Origin of the sequence: Vibrio sp. J2-4 (assembly GCF_021728155.1) — a bacterium.
Taxonomy (GTDB): domain Bacteria; phylum Pseudomonadota; class Gammaproteobacteria; order Enterobacterales; family Vibrionaceae; genus Vibrio; species Vibrio diabolicus.
This window is the reverse complement of record NZ_JAKKCN010000002.1, coordinates 608,496-624,003: the sequence shown is the minus strand read 5'-3', so window position 1 is coordinate 624,003 and position 15,508 is coordinate 608,496. Positions and strand designations below refer to the sequence as shown.

14 protein-coding genes are annotated in these 15,508 nt (G+C 45.5%); 5 read left to right on the top strand and 9 right to left on the bottom strand.

Annotation, left to right across the window (positions count from 1 at the left end; genetic code table 11):
• Positions 1 to 102: 102 nt before the first annotated feature.
• The 3 genes from L3V32_RS08290 to fabB all read right to left on the bottom strand — a co-directional run bounded on the left by L3V32_RS08290 (position 103) and on the right by fabB (position 3,799).
• On the bottom strand, positions 103 to 1,116 hold the full coding sequence (locus tag L3V32_RS08290) for an aspartate-semialdehyde dehydrogenase (RefSeq protein WP_006741728.1): 1,014 nt from the start codon (positions 1,114 to 1,116) through the stop codon (positions 103 to 105).
• A complete protein-coding gene (locus tag L3V32_RS08285) occupies positions 1,113 to 2,246 on the bottom strand; it encodes a 4-phosphoerythronate dehydrogenase (RefSeq protein ID WP_237284102.1) in 1,134 nt (377 codons plus the stop codon). Before L3V32_RS08285 ends, L3V32_RS08290 begins: the two co-directional genes overlap by 4 nt.
• A 341-nt stretch (positions 2,247 to 2,587) precedes the next feature.
• Entirely contained in the window at positions 2,588 to 3,799 is a 1,212-nt protein-coding gene (gene fabB / locus L3V32_RS08280) for a beta-ketoacyl-ACP synthase I (protein ID WP_006741726.1), read from the bottom strand.
• Between the two features lie 128 nt (positions 3,800 to 3,927).
• Here fabB and mnmC point away from each other — a divergent pair, with 128 nt between their 5' ends.
• Positions 3,928 to 5,946 carry a bifunctional tRNA (5-methylaminomethyl-2-thiouridine)(34)-methyltransferase MnmD/FAD-dependent 5-carboxymethylaminomethyl-2-thiouridine(34) oxidoreductase MnmC gene (mnmC, locus tag L3V32_RS08275; RefSeq protein ID WP_237284101.1) on the top strand — a complete coding sequence of 673 codons (2,019 nt, stop codon included), beginning with the start codon at positions 3,928 to 3,930 and terminating at the stop codon, positions 5,944 to 5,946.
• Positions 5,947 to 6,022: 76 nt separating this feature from the next.
• Here the strand turns inward: mnmC and L3V32_RS08270 are convergent, their stop codons facing one another.
• The 3 genes from L3V32_RS08270 to L3V32_RS08260 all read right to left on the bottom strand — a co-directional run bounded on the left by L3V32_RS08270 (position 6,023) and on the right by L3V32_RS08260 (position 7,512).
• On the bottom strand, positions 6,023 to 6,547 hold the full coding sequence (locus L3V32_RS08270) for an NADPH-dependent FMN reductase (RefSeq protein WP_237284100.1): 525 nt from the start codon (positions 6,545 to 6,547) through the stop codon (positions 6,023 to 6,025).
• Between the two features lie 145 nt (positions 6,548 to 6,692).
• Positions 6,693 to 6,956, bottom strand: coding sequence for a YfcL family protein (locus L3V32_RS08265; RefSeq protein WP_005397926.1), 264 nt, complete (start codon positions 6,954 to 6,956; stop codon positions 6,693 to 6,695).
• A gap of 25 nt (positions 6,957 to 6,981) precedes the next feature.
• A complete protein-coding gene (locus tag L3V32_RS08260) occupies positions 6,982 to 7,512 on the bottom strand; it encodes an elongation factor P hydroxylase (RefSeq protein WP_012841543.1) in 531 nt (176 codons plus the stop codon).
• A 333-nt stretch (positions 7,513 to 7,845) separates the two neighbouring features.
• Here L3V32_RS08260 and L3V32_RS08255 point away from each other — a divergent pair, with 333 nt between their 5' ends.
• Positions 7,846 to 8,469, top strand: coding sequence for a trimeric intracellular cation channel family protein (locus L3V32_RS08255; RefSeq protein WP_074191661.1), 624 nt, complete (start codon positions 7,846 to 7,848; stop codon positions 8,467 to 8,469).
• A gap of 86 nt (positions 8,470 to 8,555) precedes the next feature.
• On the opposite strand, the gene aroC is transcribed toward L3V32_RS08255, so the two are convergent.
• Both aroC and prmB read right to left on the bottom strand, forming a co-directional pair.
• Entirely contained in the window at positions 8,556 to 9,641 is a 1,086-nt protein-coding gene (gene aroC / locus L3V32_RS08250) for a chorismate synthase (RefSeq protein WP_005397911.1), read from the bottom strand.
• Between the two features lie 179 nt (positions 9,642 to 9,820).
• Positions 9,821 to 10,753 carry a 50S ribosomal protein L3 N(5)-glutamine methyltransferase gene (prmB, locus tag L3V32_RS08245; RefSeq protein ID WP_054868017.1) on the bottom strand — a complete coding sequence of 311 codons (933 nt, stop codon included), beginning with the start codon at positions 10,751 to 10,753 and terminating at the stop codon, positions 9,821 to 9,823.
• A 63-nt stretch (positions 10,754 to 10,816) separates the two neighbouring features.
• On the opposite strand from prmB, the gene smrB reads away from it, so the two are divergent.
• On the top strand, positions 10,817 to 11,347 hold the full coding sequence (gene smrB, locus L3V32_RS08240) for an endonuclease SmrB (protein ID WP_012841540.1): 531 nt from the start codon (positions 10,817 to 10,819) through the stop codon (positions 11,345 to 11,347).
• A gap of 97 nt (positions 11,348 to 11,444) precedes the next feature.
• Here smrB and sixA read toward each other — a convergent pair whose 3' ends face one another.
• Complete coding sequence (gene sixA, locus L3V32_RS08235) at positions 11,445 to 11,909, bottom strand: phosphohistidine phosphatase SixA (RefSeq protein WP_005397904.1); 465 nt, start codon at positions 11,907 to 11,909, stop codon at positions 11,445 to 11,447.
• A gap of 375 nt (positions 11,910 to 12,284) precedes the next feature.
• Here sixA and L3V32_RS08230 point away from each other — a divergent pair, with 375 nt between their 5' ends.
• The gene (locus L3V32_RS08230) at positions 12,285 to 15,062 is read left to right on the top strand and encodes an insulinase family protein (protein ID WP_237284099.1); all 2,778 of its coding nucleotides are present in this window, start codon (positions 12,285 to 12,287) and stop codon (positions 15,060 to 15,062) included.
• A 168-nt stretch (positions 15,063 to 15,230) separates the two neighbouring features.
• Positions 15,231 to 15,485, top strand: a complete 255-nt coding sequence (locus tag L3V32_RS08225; RefSeq protein WP_237284098.1) for a CG2 omega domain protein — start codon at positions 15,231 to 15,233, stop codon at positions 15,483 to 15,485.
• Positions 15,486 to 15,508: the final 23 nt, after the last annotated feature.

Here is a 15,508-nt window from a genome sequence, read left to right as displayed (position 1 = left end):
GTGTGGCTCTCGCCATATTCGTACTAATCTCACACTATTTTGTTCCGTTCGTACAAAAAAGCCTCGCACAGTGCGAGGCTTTGAAATGAACTGGTAAGTGACTTAGTAGTAATCGCGGATCAGAACTTCAGCGATTTGTACCGCGTTAGTTGCTGCGCCTTTACGCACGTTATCCGCCACAACCCACAAGTTTACACCACTGTGGTGGCTGATATCGTTGCGGATTCGACCAACCATAACATGATCTTTACCGCCCGCATCACGCACTTGTGTCGGGAAGTCATCACCGTGGAAGACTTCAATGCCTTCTGTTTGCTCAAGCAAGTTAACAACTTCTTGTGCATCGATTGGAGAGCGAGTCTCAATGTGAAGCGCTTCAGCATGACCATAGAATACCGGCACACGCACACACGTTGGGTTTACTGTGATTGATGGATCGTTAAAGATCTTCTGTGTTTCCCACACCATTTTCATTTCTTCTTTGGTGTAGCCATTTTCCATCATCTGATCGATTTGCGGAATACAGTTAAACGCAATCTGTTGAGAGAATTGCTTCTTATCCGCTGGCAGACCGTTTAGAAGCTTAGCCGTTTGACCTGCTAGTTCGTCAATGCCCGCTTTACCCGCACCAGATACGGATTGGTATGTAGATACGTTAATACGCTCAATACCCACTGCATCGTGAATTGGTTTTAGTGCCACCAGCATTTGAATGGTCGAACAGTTTGGGTTCGCAATAATGTTACGGTTACGAAACTCTGCAATCGCTTCTGGGTTTACTTCTGGCACAACGAGAGGAATGTCGTACTCGTAACGGAAGTGTGAAGTGTTGTCGATAACGATAACACCTTCATCTGCCGCGATTGGCGCCCATTTTTCAGATAGCTCACCACCAGCAGAGAACAACGCAATATGAGCTTGAGACCAATCAAACTCTTCAACGTTCTGTACACGAACCGTTTTGCCATTAAAGCGATAAGTCTTGCCTTCGCTACGCTCACTTGCCAATAAGTGAATGTCACCCACTGGGAATTTACGTTCTTGAAGCACTTCTAAAATTGTTTCACCGACCGCACCGGTCGCACCTAAAATGGCAACATTATATTGCTGGCTCATTGACTTACCTCAATCTGAAAACCTAGTTCTGCTAATGGAGCAAGGTTACATGTTTTGTTACCCACTAGCGTGACAGCGCTGTATTCACGGCGATCCCAGTAGTTTTTACGCATCAGGTCAAAAGCACCTGGCTTACTGATCTCACGACGGAAAAGAGCGTCATCTCTACGCACATCATAGATTAACTGCGTGATGTTATGCAGTGTTGCTTCATCCCAAGCTCTGTCCAATACCATAGTAGGAACAGGCGCGGTTGGCAGTAAATCGCTGGCATGCGCACGTAATTCGTTATTTAAGAACTCACAGTAGCTGTTGAAAATCATCGTCGTACCGCGAGCTTTCCCTTCCAAGCCGTAGCCTGCAACGTGAGGGGTTGCGAATGCTAGCAGAGGCAGAAGCTCCATATCAACCTCTGGTTCAAATTCAAATACGTCAAGCGCTGCGGTAAAACCGTCGTTTTTCAAAAGACGTTGCTTCAATGCCTCGTTATCAACGATTGGACCTCGCGCGGCGTTAATCAAAATCTGATCACCACGAAGCGAGTTTAAAACCGTTTCATCAATTAAGTGATGAGTTGGATATGGACCATCTCTGGTGATTGGCGTGTGCAGCGTAATGATGTCTGAGCCTTCAATCAGTTCTGTCAACGGAGTAAAGCTACGAGGATCACCAGCCTCTTGTTTGAATGGGTCATTGATGAGAACTTTAATCCCCATGCCTTTCAAACATTTCTCTAGGTAGCTACCTACTTGGCCTGCACCAATAATACCTACCGTCTTGTCAAATACCGAGAAGCCTTGTTGCTGAGCGAGCACCATCATCACGCTGAACGCGTATTCCGCCACACCCACTTTGTTACAACCCGGCGCAGCGGTGAAGAATATACCTTTCTCTTTTAAAAGCGCTTGGTCGACATGATCCATACCTGCTGTTGCGGTACCAACAAACTTTAGCTTGTTTGCTTTGCTGATTAGATCGGCATTCACTTTGGTTACCGAGCGAATCATTAGGGCATCAACATCCACTAAATCATCAGCCGTCAGTGTACGACCTGGTTTTAGAATCACTTCACCGAGTTGGCTGAATAGCTCTTCAGCGTACGGCATATTTTCATCAACAATAATTTTCATAGCGCCAGCGTTTTAACATCCATTTGTATGAGTTCGTTTATTCGCAAGATGCGAAACTAAAACGATTGTGCCCTTTTCCCTAAAAATCTCAAGAAATAACCCTAATAAACCTCAAGAAGATTAGTTCCAAAGAAATCGTTTAACGGGAAGCAATGTAAAAAGCAGAAATTGAGAAAAGAAAAAGCCCGGCTAAATAGCCGGGCAAAGTTCCAGAACAAAAGGATCCTATCCCGCTCTCCATGGGATAGAGTCTGCGTCTGTTCGATCAGTGTGACTGATCAAGCTCTGGAAACTGGATTGTTGACGCTGTACTCACTCACGTGGCGCGCCAACAAATTCAGTTAACCTTGGTACTTTTTAATAACCAAAGTTGCGTTTGTGCCGCCAAAGCCAAAGCTGTTTGACATTACGGTTGTTAACTCTGCATCACGTGCTTCTGTCACGATGTCTAGACCTTGAGCTGCTTCGTCCAAGTTTTCAATATTGATGCTTGGAGCAATGAAGTTTTTGTCTAGCATAAGTGTTGAGTAAATCGCTTCGTGCACACCAGCGGCGCCTAGTGCGTGACCAGTCATTGCTTTTGTTGCAGAGATTGCTGGGCTGTTCTCACCAAACAATTGTTGGATCGCACCAAGCTCTTTCACGTCACCAACTGGTGTCGACGTGCCGTGCGTGTTGATGTAATCCACACCGTCAACGTCTTGCATCGCCATCTTCATACAACGGATCGCGCCTTCACCTGATGGTGCTACCATGTCATAGCCATCTGAAGTCGCACCGTAACCTACGATCTCACCGTAGATTTTCGCGCCACGTGCTAGAGCGTGCTCAAGTTCTTCGATAACCAGCATGCCGCCACCGCCAGAGATAACGAAACCATCACGGTCCGCATCATACGTACGAGATGCTTTGTCTGGAGTGTCGTTGTATTTCGTTGACAGCGCACCCATAGCGTCAAACATCATGGTTTGAGACCAATCAAGCTCTTCACCGCCACCAGCAAAAACAATGTCTTGTTTACCAAGTTGAATAAGCTCCATCGCGTGACCGATACAGTGTGCAGAAGTAGCACATGCAGAGCTCATTGAGTAGTTCACACCACGAATCTTAAATGGCGTAGCAAGACAAGCGGAAACCGTAGAAGACATAGTACGAGGAACCATGTAAGGGCCAACTCGTTTTACGCCTTTTGCGCGCATCGTGTCTGTCGCTACCGTTTGGTTATATGCAGAAGCACCGCCAGAACCCGCAACGATACCGGTACGATCGTTTGAAACCTGATCCTCTGTAAGACCAGCGTCTGCGATTGCCTGCTCCATTGATAGGTATGCATAAGCAGCCGCATCACCCATAAAGCGCATCTGCTTACGGTCGATGTGTTCCGCCGGGTTGATTTTTAGGTCACCCCATACTTGCGAACGAAGACCGTGTTCTTTGAACTGCTCAGATGCAGTGATGCCAGATTTGCCCGCTTTAAGAGACGCTAGAACTTCTTCGACGTTGTTACCGATACTTGAAACAATACCCATACCGGTGATTACGACTCGTTTCATTATGACATTCCTATAATTCAAAAATCCGCTAGATGATAACTAAGATAGTCAACAAAAGTGGTCAGCTTTCCCATAAATTCGTACAATCGCCCCATTCTTACCGCGCCAAATCACAAATTTGCACCATTATGACTTCAATAAAAAACGCAGAACTTGGTTGGAACGAAGCTGGTACTCCGGTTTCAGACCAATTTGATGATGTTTACTTCTCTAACGTAAACGGTCTTGAAGAGACACGCTACGTTTTCCTCAAACAAAATCATCTCCCAGAAAGATGGCAGGAATTTGACCAAAGACGCTTTGTTATTGGTGAAACCGGATTTGGCACGGGACTGAACTTTCTTGCTGTATGGCAATGGTTTAATGAATTTCGTCGCAACCACCCAGATGCAGCGCTAAAAGAGCTGCACTTCATTAGTTTTGAAAAATACCCGCTAAGCCTAGCGGATTTGAAAAAAGCACACGAAGCGTGGCCGGAGTTGGCTGAGTATGCAGAAAAGCTGCAAAAGCACTACCCTGCTGCCGTACCTGAGTGTCACCGAATTGTGCTTGAAGATGGCGCAATTACACTCGACCTTTGGTTTGGCGACATCAAAGACTGCATGCCGCAAGTCCCATACAACGAACAAGGTTTGATTGACGCTTGGTTTTTAGATGGATTCGCGCCAAGTAAAAACCCAGAAATGTGGAACCAAAATCTGTTCAACAACATGGCTAAGTTGGCCAAGCAAGACTGTACAGTTGCCACTTTTACCGCAGCGGGCTTTGTGCGTCGAGGATTGAACGAAGCTGGCTTTGCAATGAAAAAAGTCAAAGGCTTTGGCACCAAGCGTGAAATGATCGCAGGCTCGATGGAACAACGCGAAAAGCAGTCGAATCATCTTCCGTGGTTCAATCGCACGGCGTCCAGCAATCTTGATTCGATTGCCATAATCGGAGGCGGTATTGCCAGCGCGGCGTTAGCGAAAACGTTGGTTCGTCGTGGCCAAAACGTCACGCTTTACTGCAAAGACACTCAACCAGCCGAAGGAGCGTCGGGGAATCGTCAAGGGGCCGTGTATCCATTGTTGAACGGTCCTCATACTGGTGTTTCGCGTGTTTTTGCACCTGCATTTTTGTTTGCAAGACAATTTATTGAACAAGCTGCGGAGTCGGTTACATTCGATCACGATTGGTGTGGTGTAACTCAGCTAATGTGGGATGAAAAATCTGCTGATAAGCTGGAAAAGATGCTTGCGGGTAATTTTCCTTCTGAATTGATTCAAAAACTGTCCGCCGAGGAAACTGCGAATACTATCGGATTACCTATCGATATGTCGTCTGTGCACTACCCAATGGGAGGGTGGTTGTGCCCTGCCGAGCTAACTCGTGGGTTAATCAAACAGTTAGAACAGACATCGTTACTCTCAACGAAGTTTGAACATCACGTTGAAGCATTAAATTGGGATGAAGAGCATCAGCTTTGGACACTAACGGTCAATGGTCAAACATTTGAGCACTCAACCGTTGTGATTGCGAATGGCCATGAGTTCCAGACATTGAGCCAAACCGCTTCCCTGCCGATGGGACAGGTGAAAGGGCAAGTCAGTCATGCTCCGGCAACCGAAACGCTGAGTCAATTGAAAACGGTATTGTGTTACGACGGCTACATGACGCCTGTTAACCCAAACAATCAGCACCTGTGCATAGGCGCGAGCTACGATCGCAGTCACCTAGACTACGAATTTGATGAAAACGCTCAGAAGGATAACGCAGAAAAGTTAGTTAAGTGCGTACCGAACCAAGAATGGCCAAAAGAGGTAGATATCAGGGGCAATCGATCTCGCCAAGGTATTCGCTGCGTGAGCCGAGATCACTTACCATTTGTCGGAAATGTGGGTGACTTTGAGACGATAAAAACGCAATACGCCAACTTACAAAATCAAAAAGCAGAAGAGGTAGAAACCGTTCATCAGTTCACTAACTTATTCTGCTTCTTAGGTTTAGGATCTCGTGGGCTGAGCTCTGCACCATTGTTAGCTGAAGTGTTGGCCTCGCAAATCTGTGGAGACCCGCTGCCATTACCTGTTGATGTATTGACCGAACTTCATCCAAGTCGAATGTGGGTTCGTAAACTAAGAAAAGGCAAAGCCATTACTGAGCTGTAAGAGTATTCTCTCGTTTACATTCCCGACGCAGGTATGTGTCGGGAATCGCTAACTCATTAAGTCACTCGTGTTGAAATTACTTCAGCTGTGCAATTGCTTGTTTCACTTGCTCTGCTACTTCCGGATTTACCGCCTCACCAGACTCCACGTCAAAGTTCTCGTAGAAGCTCGGCACAGATAGCGATGCTTTCACATCTGCTCCGAAAAATTGCGCGGAACCTGTTGCCGCAGCAAGAACGCTCTGTGCGCCACCCGGACCAGGAGAAGTTGCTAGGTAAACGACTGGCTTGTTTTGGAATACGTTGCGCTCAATGCGCGTCGCCCAATCAAATAGGTTTTTATACGCTGCTGGGTATGAACCGTTATGCTCTGCGAAGGAAACAGCAATAGCGTCAGCCTCAGCCAAATCACGTAAAAATGCGACTGCACCTTCAGCTTGACCAATTTCTTTCTCTTTGTCTTCGCTAAACATCGGTACTTGATAATTGTTTAAGTCTAAAACGTTCACTTGAGCGTCTTCGACTTGGTTTGCTGCGTATGTAGCAAGTAATTTGTTGATTGAGGTAGAGCTGGTAGAAGCACCAAATGCGACAATTTTCATGGTTGTAATCCTTTGTTCACGTTTTATGCTAACCAGAATAAAAGTTGAACAGTTTCGCTACAACCACAAAAATTTTATGGAGAGGTTCGAATTTTTCGAAGTAGTAAATGATTTGGACTAATAAATGGAGAACGACGTTCGGAGATTAAGCCTGAGCCTGCAGTTCTTGCCACAAGTCACTGACGATCGCGCGATCAGCTGGGCTTAACTCGGTACGAGCGTCTTCCAAACTGCTCTCAATGCGTGACTTCAGCTCAGTAATATCGCTAATGCCTTCTTCTTCACAAGATGCCGCAGACAAAGAGATGTGACCACGTAGATAACCACCAGCAAACAATTCATCGTCAGATGCTGTTTCAATTCGAGCATCAATCAGTTCCAGTAGTTTTTCTTCAAATTCAATAATCATGGTGTATCTCTGAGGTTATTTGAGGTTATTTAACGCAAAAGTCTGACGCTTCCAGCGGCTTGGTTTGGTAAAACGCACGCAGAGCATCCGAAAGCATTTTCACTCGCAAAGGCAAGCCAGCTTCCAAAATACCTAACACTTCTTTATGCACTTTCTGCATAAAGCCGAGCCTATCTGGTTCAAAATCGCCGTGTAGATTGTCACAACTCACCGTAAAAGGGAAGCCAGCACTTTGTGCCAGAATCCATTCATAAGCTTGCGGACGCACTTCAACTTTCTCAAACTCCGCTTGAACTTCTGCCGTGCGCCCATCAGGTTCATACCAATAGCCAAAATCTTCCAGCAAACGACGCTCTGGCCCTGCCACACACCAATGCGAGATTTCGTGTAATGCGGAGGCATAAAAACCCCGAGCAAAAATAATCCGATGATGAGGATGTTCATCATCAGCAGGAAGATAAATAGGCTCATCACCACCTAACTCCAATTTCGTATTAAATTGGTCTAAAAAGGTGTCATTAAAAATAGTGATAAGGTCTTGGTATTCGTGGGTCATCGTCGAGTTTGTACTTCAGTTTGACATGCGCTGGGTATTGTCGCTGTTTTTATCTATAAGGTAAAGATGCTCCCACAGTTTTGGTTATTAGTTGAATTTATCTGAACATCGCTTTCTCCATATAATTTCTCATTCGTCAGCGTACTCATTTGCTACTACACTCTCGCCTTATTTTGATGCTGCTCAAACTGCTGTTTTTTAAGCGGTTTGATTACAGGCATGTTGCTGGTTTTAATCACTTTTTAAGAATGATAAAACCTTTTGTAAGTGTTGTTGCTGCGCCTACGATGATTCACGTAGAACGTAGTAACTTTTTACGTTGAGTGTCTCCCTATGTTGCTAAGTGTGTTGTATATCATTGGTATCACGGCTGAAGCCATGACAGGTGCGTTGAGTGCTGGTAGAAGAAAAATGGACTGGTTTGGTGTTATGTTGGTGGCCAGTGCAACGGCCATTGGTGGTGGCACCGTACGTGACATTTTACTGGGGCACTACCCTCTTGGTTGGGTAAAAAACCCAGAGTTCCTAGCAATCACGTGTGTTGCGGGTGTACTTACCACAGGCTTAGCGAAATGGGTGATTAAGCTAAAAGGTCTATTCATCCGCCTTGATGCGTTAGGTTTGATCGTGTTCAGCATCATCGGAACTAAGATTGCGATGGGCATGGGCTTACACCCTGGAATTTGTATGGTTTCAGCGCTAGTAACGGGTGTATTCGGTGGTCTACTCCGCGACTTAATCTGTCGCCAAACACCGTTGGTACTGCATGAAGAACTTTACGCTTCTGTCGCTCTTATCGCATCAGGAATGTACTTAGCGCTATTAGAATTTAATGTTCCCGATGTAACAGCCACTATCATTACACTGATCACCGGTTATATGCTGCGTATGGCCGCGGTACGTTTTAAGTGGCGTCTCCCTTCTTTCAATTTGGAAACGGAAGGCTCACTCCATTAATTTAAATCTAAACGCGTAATGAAAACACATTAAAAAGGCTGCTCAATGAGCAGCCTTTTGTCTCTCTATCAAGCTTATTTTTAAGCTTAAATCTTCGGTGTTTCAGTTGTTACGCCATGGTTTTGACCACGATGACGCAGCAAATGATCCATCACCACAATCGCTAGCATCGCTTCAGCAATTGGTACGGCACGAATACCCACACAAGGATCATGACGGCCTTTGGTGATCAATTGAGTTGGCTCACCTTCTTTTGTGATGGTCTCACCCGGAACTGTGATGCTTGATGTTGGCTTAAGCGCAATGTTAGCCACAATGTCTTGACCAGTTGAGATACCGCCAAGAATACCGCCCGCGTGATTGCTGCCAAAACCTTCAGGAGCAAGCGTATCACGATGTTGACTGCCTTTTTGGTTTACCACATCAAAGCCGTCACCGATCTCAACGCCTTTCACCGCATTAATGCTCATTAGCGCGTGCGCAATGTCGGCATCCAGACGGTCAAATACAGGTTCACCAAGACCAACAGGCACGTTAGTTGCCACAACCTGAATTTTCGCGCCAATTGAGTCGCCTTCTTTTTTCAGGTCACGGATAAGTTGGTCAAACGCTTCTACTTTGTCCACATCTGGGCAAAAGAACGCGTTGTTTTCGATTTCGTTCCAATCTACCTTGTCGATAGAAACATCACCCATTTGTGATAAATACGCGCGAATCTCAACACCAAACTCATCTTTCAAGTATTTCTTCGCGATTGCACCCGCCGCCACTCGCATTGCGGTTTCACGAGCAGACGAACGGCCGCCACCTCTATAGTCACGGATGCCATATTTTTGGTGGTAAGTATAATCAGCATGACCCGGACGGAATTTATCTTTGATGTCCGAGTAATCTTTTGAGCGCTGATCGGTGTTTTCAATTAGCAAACCGATCGATGTGCCTGTGGTTTTGCCTTCAAAAACACCAGAAAGAATTTTAACTTCATCCGGTTCACGACGTTGTGTGGTGTAACGTGATGTGCCTGGACGACGGCGGTCGAGATCGATTTGCAGATCTGCTTCTGTAATTTCTAACCCCGGAGGACATCCGTCTACGATACATCCCAGTGCGATACCGTGACTTTCCCCGAATGTCGTCACTCGGAAATGTTGTCCGATACTGTTTCCTGCCATTACTTCCTCAAGTTTTTATCGCTACGCCCTCTCAAACCAGAGCGCAACTGCTTTCCAATTCTTCGTGGATTCATAGTGGCTTTATTACGTTTTGATGTAAAGAGTTAATATCGGCGAGGTATGCATAAAAAAACACCGAGCATAAAGCTCGGTGTTTTGACATTTAGTGCAAGACCCTATTAGTCTTTGTACAGTTTAAACTCTTCTGCACACTCAACCAGCTGGTCACGCGTTAGCATGAATACGCCGTGACCGCCGTTCTCGAACTCAATCCAAGTGAAAGGAATCTCTGGGTACTGTTCCATCATGTGAATCATTGAGTTGCCAACTTCACAGATAAGAATGCCGTTATCTGTTAGGTAGTCTGGTGCGTTTGCAAGAATACGACGCACAAGTTTTAGGCCATCCGTACCGGCTGCTAAACCAAGTTCAGGTTCGTGTGTGAACTCGTCTGGCAGGCTGTTCATGTCTTCTTCATCCACATATGGTGGGTTAGACACGATCAGGTTGTACTTCTCTTTTGGTAGGTCGCGGAACAAGTCAGAGCGAATTGGGAAGACTTGCTGCTCCATGCCGTGATCTTGTACGTTTTGCTCCGCGACTTGTAGTGCGTCCGTTGAGATATCAATCGCATCCACTTCAGCTTCAGGGAACGCGTGAGCACATGCAATTGCGATACAGCCGCTGCCTGTGCATAGGTCCATGATGCGCGCAGGCTCTTCCACCAACCAAGGTTGGAATTCTGCTTGAATCAACTCACCGATTGGAGAACGTGGCACAAGTACGCGCTCATCAACGAAGAATTCAAGACCGCAGAACCAAGCTTTGTTGGTTAGGTATGCAGTTGGTGTACGTTCATTGATACGTTTTACTACGCGCTCAACAATACGCAGACGCTCGCTGGTCGTTAGGCGAGAGTTTAATACGTGCGGAGGCACATCAATCGGCAAGTATAAGGTTGGCAGGATAAGCTGAACCGCTTCATCCCACGCATTATCAGTACCATGACCGTAAAACAGGTTCGCTGCGTTAAAGCGGCTTACCGTCCAACGAATCATATCTTGAAGGGTATGCAGCTCCGATACCGCTTCTTCTACAAAAATCTTATCCAAAATTGCCTCCGAAAAGCGCTACAATACTGCCAATAAAAGTTTATTAATGAAATTGTTTACCTAATGAGCAAAAAAGACACCGAACACGATGACGATTTCGCCTTGTTTCAGGAAGCAGTACAGGGCGTAAAAAAGTTGCGACAGGATACCATAATCCAGCAACCAAAAAAAAATACTAAGCAAAAAGAAATCAAGCGCTCCAACCGGGAAGCGAGTGATTCTGAGTTTTACTTCTCCGACGAGTTTGTCCCTCTCTTAAATGAAGAAGGCCCAACTCGTTATGCACGTGACGACGTCTCCACTTATGAAGTTAAACGTCTACGTCGCGGCGTGTATGTACCGGACGTATTCCTCGATATGCACGGCATGACACAACAAGAAGCTAAACGCGAACTTGGTGCGATGATCGCCTACTGCGTCAAAAACGAGATTCACTGTGCGTGTGTGCAACATGGCATTGGTAAACACATCCTGAAACAGAAAGCGCCACTTTGGTTAGCACAACACCCTGACGTAATGGCTTTCCACCAAGCGCCACTAGAATTCGGCGGTGATGGTGCGTTGTTAGTTTTGCTCTCGATTCCAGAAAAGTAACTAGCTCACTGTAGAAGCAATTAAACAAAAAGGCAGGAAATTTCCTGCCTTTCTTCATTCTATATCTAATGTTTAAATGCTTATTTGGTTTCGACGCTTATGGCGTAATATGCCACAGCACTTCACCGTTTTGCGTTTGTAGATCGTATTCAATACATACTAGACCTGATGTAGGAAACATCGGTGGTGCCATGTCTTTTACAAACTCTGAAGTGAGATAACCAACCAAAGGCAAGTGAGAGACAAGCAGAAGCGAGTCTAGTTTTTCCACTTCAATCAATGCACTTGCAAAATCAAATACATGCTCAGATTGACCGTAAGGTGTAATATCTTCACAAGTTTCGATGCTTTTTGCAGCAAAATACTCGCTGATCTCTTGCCAAGTTTGTTGAGCTCTAATGTACGGACTCACCAACACTTTATCGAATTGCGCAAAACCTTGTTCTTTACAGGCTCTCGCAACCGCTTCTGATTCGACTCTGCCTCTTGGGGTCAATTGTCGTGCTGCGTCTGAATCTGCAAAATGCTCGGCTTCGCCGTGACGCATGATGAATATTTTCATGTTATTTCCTAGGGATAGCTAACGCTACCAAAAGGTTGACTGCTATCTTTATTAGATAGACGGGGCTAACTTTAATAATGACGAAACAAAAATACTGATATAATTATCTGTTCATTATACCAATTCGCTTGCTAAAGATAGCGACTTTCTTAACAATCTATTAAAAAGAATGTACTCAGTTCATCACAGTATTTAACTGTGCTATGAGTTCAGAGCATTCATTCAAACAGTTCTTCCCCATACGCAAACGCGATGGGCCTGTGCAGAAGTCTACGAATAACAAAAATACGGCAAGCAGTATTTGTCGAAACGCAAACTTTGCGCCCCCTAGCTAGGGGTTCATAATTACTGTAATGCGAAATCTGGAGACGCATCGTGCATCTAAGTCCTAACGATTCAAATCAATACCGCTACATTACCTTGAGCAATGATCTGCGTGTACTGCTGATTCATTCCGAGACAGCTCAACAGTCAGCAGCTGCTCTAGCAGTGAACGTTGGACACTTCGACGACCCAAACGATCGCCAAGGTCTGGCACACTATTTAGAACATATGCTTTTTTTGGGTACGGAAAAATACCCTAAAGTGGGCGAGTTTCAAAGCTATATTAGCCAGCATGGAGGAACAAATAACGCTTGGACGGGTACTGAGCACACTTGTTTCTTTTTTGATGTTACTCCGAATGCCTTTGAAAATGCCTTAGATCGATTTAGCCAATTTTTTACCGCACCATTGTTTAACGAAGAAGCTTTAGACAAAGAACGCCAGGCTGTCGACTCCGAATACAAACTCAAACTTAATGACGATTCTCGCCGCCTGTATCAAGTCAATAAAGAAGTCATCAATCCAGATCACCCTTTCTCTAAGTTCTCAGTCGGCAACCTAGATACATTAGGTGACCGAGATGGTAAATCCATCCGCGACGAAATTGTCGAGTTTCACCACTCTCAATACTCTGCCGATCTCATGACGTTGACGCTCTTTGGGCCACAGTCGCTCGATGATCAGCAAGCGTGGGTAGAAGCCATGTTTGCCAATATCCCAAATCACCACCTTCGTGGAAAATCGATTGATGTCCCCATTAGCACCAAAGAAAGTACCGGGATTTTAGTTCAAGTTGAACCAATCAAAGAATTTCGAAAACTCATTCTCACCTTCCCAATGCCAGGGATGGATAAGCACTACGGCTTGAAACCACTCTCTTACTTCGCGCATTTACTCGGCTATGAAGGCGAAGGCAGCTTAATGCTCCAGCTAAAAAATGAAGGCTGGATTACGTCGCTTTCTGCGGGAGGCGGTGCTAGTGGTAGCAACTATCGAGATTTTACGGTTAGCTGCACACTCACCCCGCTGGGTCTCAACCACGTTGACGACATCATCCAAGCGGTTTTTCAATACCTCTCGATGATCAAACAAGACGGCCTAGATGAATGGCGCTATCTCGAAAAACAAGCGGTGCTTGAGTCGGCGTTTCGTTTCCAGGAACCATCTCGACCAATGGATTTGGTTAGCCATCTTGTTATCAATATGCAGCATTATCAGCCAGACGATACCATTTATGGCGACTACAAAATGGCGGGCTATGATGAACAACTGCAGCGTTCGTTGCTGCAATACTTAACCATCGATAATGTCCGCGTAACCCTGATTGCAAAAGGACTGGAATACAACCGTACTGCCGAATGGTACTTTACTCCGTATTCCGTCACGCCTTTTAGTGATGAGCAACGCCGCTTCTATCAACAAATCGATCCAAGCTGGCAGTTCGTCTTACCAGAAAAGAACCCTTATATTTGCTACGATCTCGATCCCATGCCGTTCGAAAATGGTGGTTCACTACCAGAGTTAATTGAAGATCTCGAAGGCTTCCGACTTTGGCATTTACAAGACGATGAATTTCGCGTGCCAAAAGGCGTTGTATATGTCGCTATCGACAGCTCTCATGCTGTTGCATCACCGAAGAACATTGTCAAAACGCGCCTATGTGTCGAGATGTTCCTCGATTCGCTAGCAAAAGAAACCTATCAAGCGGAAATCGCAGGGATGGGTTACAACATGTATGCTCACCAAGGCGGGGTTACCTTAACCCTCTCAGGGTTCAGCCAAAAACTGCCTCAATTGTTGGAAATGATCCTGCACCGTTTTGCTTCTCGAGATTTCAGCCCTGCACGCTTTGAAACCATCAAGCAGCAACTGTTACGTAACTGGAGAAATGCTTCACAAGATCGTCCTATTTCGCAGCTGTTTAACGCACTTACAGGGCTACTTCAACCCAATAACCCGCCTTTCGCAACCTTAGTCGAAGCGCTAGAAGAAATCGAAGTCGATGAACTCTCGGTATTCGTAGAATCAATTCTTGCAGAGCTGCACGTTGAAATGTTTGTTTACGGAGATTGGCAGCGTCAACAAGCGCATGACATGGCGACGACCTTAAAGGATGCCCTAAGAGTAAAAGAGCAGCGTTATGAAGAGGCGCTCCGCCCACTCATCATGCTGGGAAAAAACGGCAGTTTTCAACGTGAAGTACATTGTAACCAGCAAGATTCGGCGGTCGTTATTTACCACCAGTGTGAGGACATTGAGCCTCGTAGCATCGCTCTATACTCATTGGCGAACCATCTCATGTCGGCAACATTTTTCCACGAGATCCGCACAAAACAGCAATTAGGTTACATGGTGGGCACTGGCAATATGCCACTTAACCGTCATCCGGGTATTGTGCTTTATGTGCAGTCACCCAATGCAGCGCCTGCCGAGCTGGTTACCTCAATCGATGAGTTCTTAAATGCCTTTTATATGGTGCTGTTAGAACTGAACGATTACCAGTGGCATAGCAGTAAGCGCGGCTTGTGGAATCAAATAGCGACGCCGGACACCACACTGCGAGGTCGTGCTCAGCGTCTTTGGGTTGCAATAGGAAACAAAGACACCGAGTTTAACCAACGTGACAAGGTACTTGCTGAACTGAAGAAATTGACCCGAGCAGACATGATTCGCTTTGTCGTTAATGAGTTGAAACCTCGCACGGCAAACCGATTGGTCATGCACTCTCAAGGGCAATCGCATTCGGACGCTCCGCGCATCCACTTAGGGCAAGAAATTGGATCGATTGAAGAGTTCCAACTTAGGCCAAAAGATTGCGGCTTAGGATGATCTAATTGCGCAGTAATAAAATTATCGATTAGTAAGTATATACCTACAAACCAATGAGGTTGTGGGTCTCATAAATAGAATCGACACCATAATTGGCAGAAAATTGAAATTACGCCATTGCGGCTTATGCTCTAATTACCACACTAAAAATAAATTAATGAGGTAATCATGAAAAAAGCACTACTACTTGCGGCTATTATACTGCCACTGGCATCTGCACACGCTGAAATCTCGATGAAAGGTGATGGCTTTGAGCTAAGTAACGACTGTGTCCGCCTAAGCGGAGACAATGTTTCCATCAAATCAGATGATTGCTCTTCAAAACAGTGGAAAGATAAAGACAACAAAGGCAACAGCAGCGTTCACGGGGACGACAACCCAGGTAAAGGCCACAATAAAGATAAGAAAGACAAGAAGAAGTAACCATTTCTTATTTATGAAAAAGG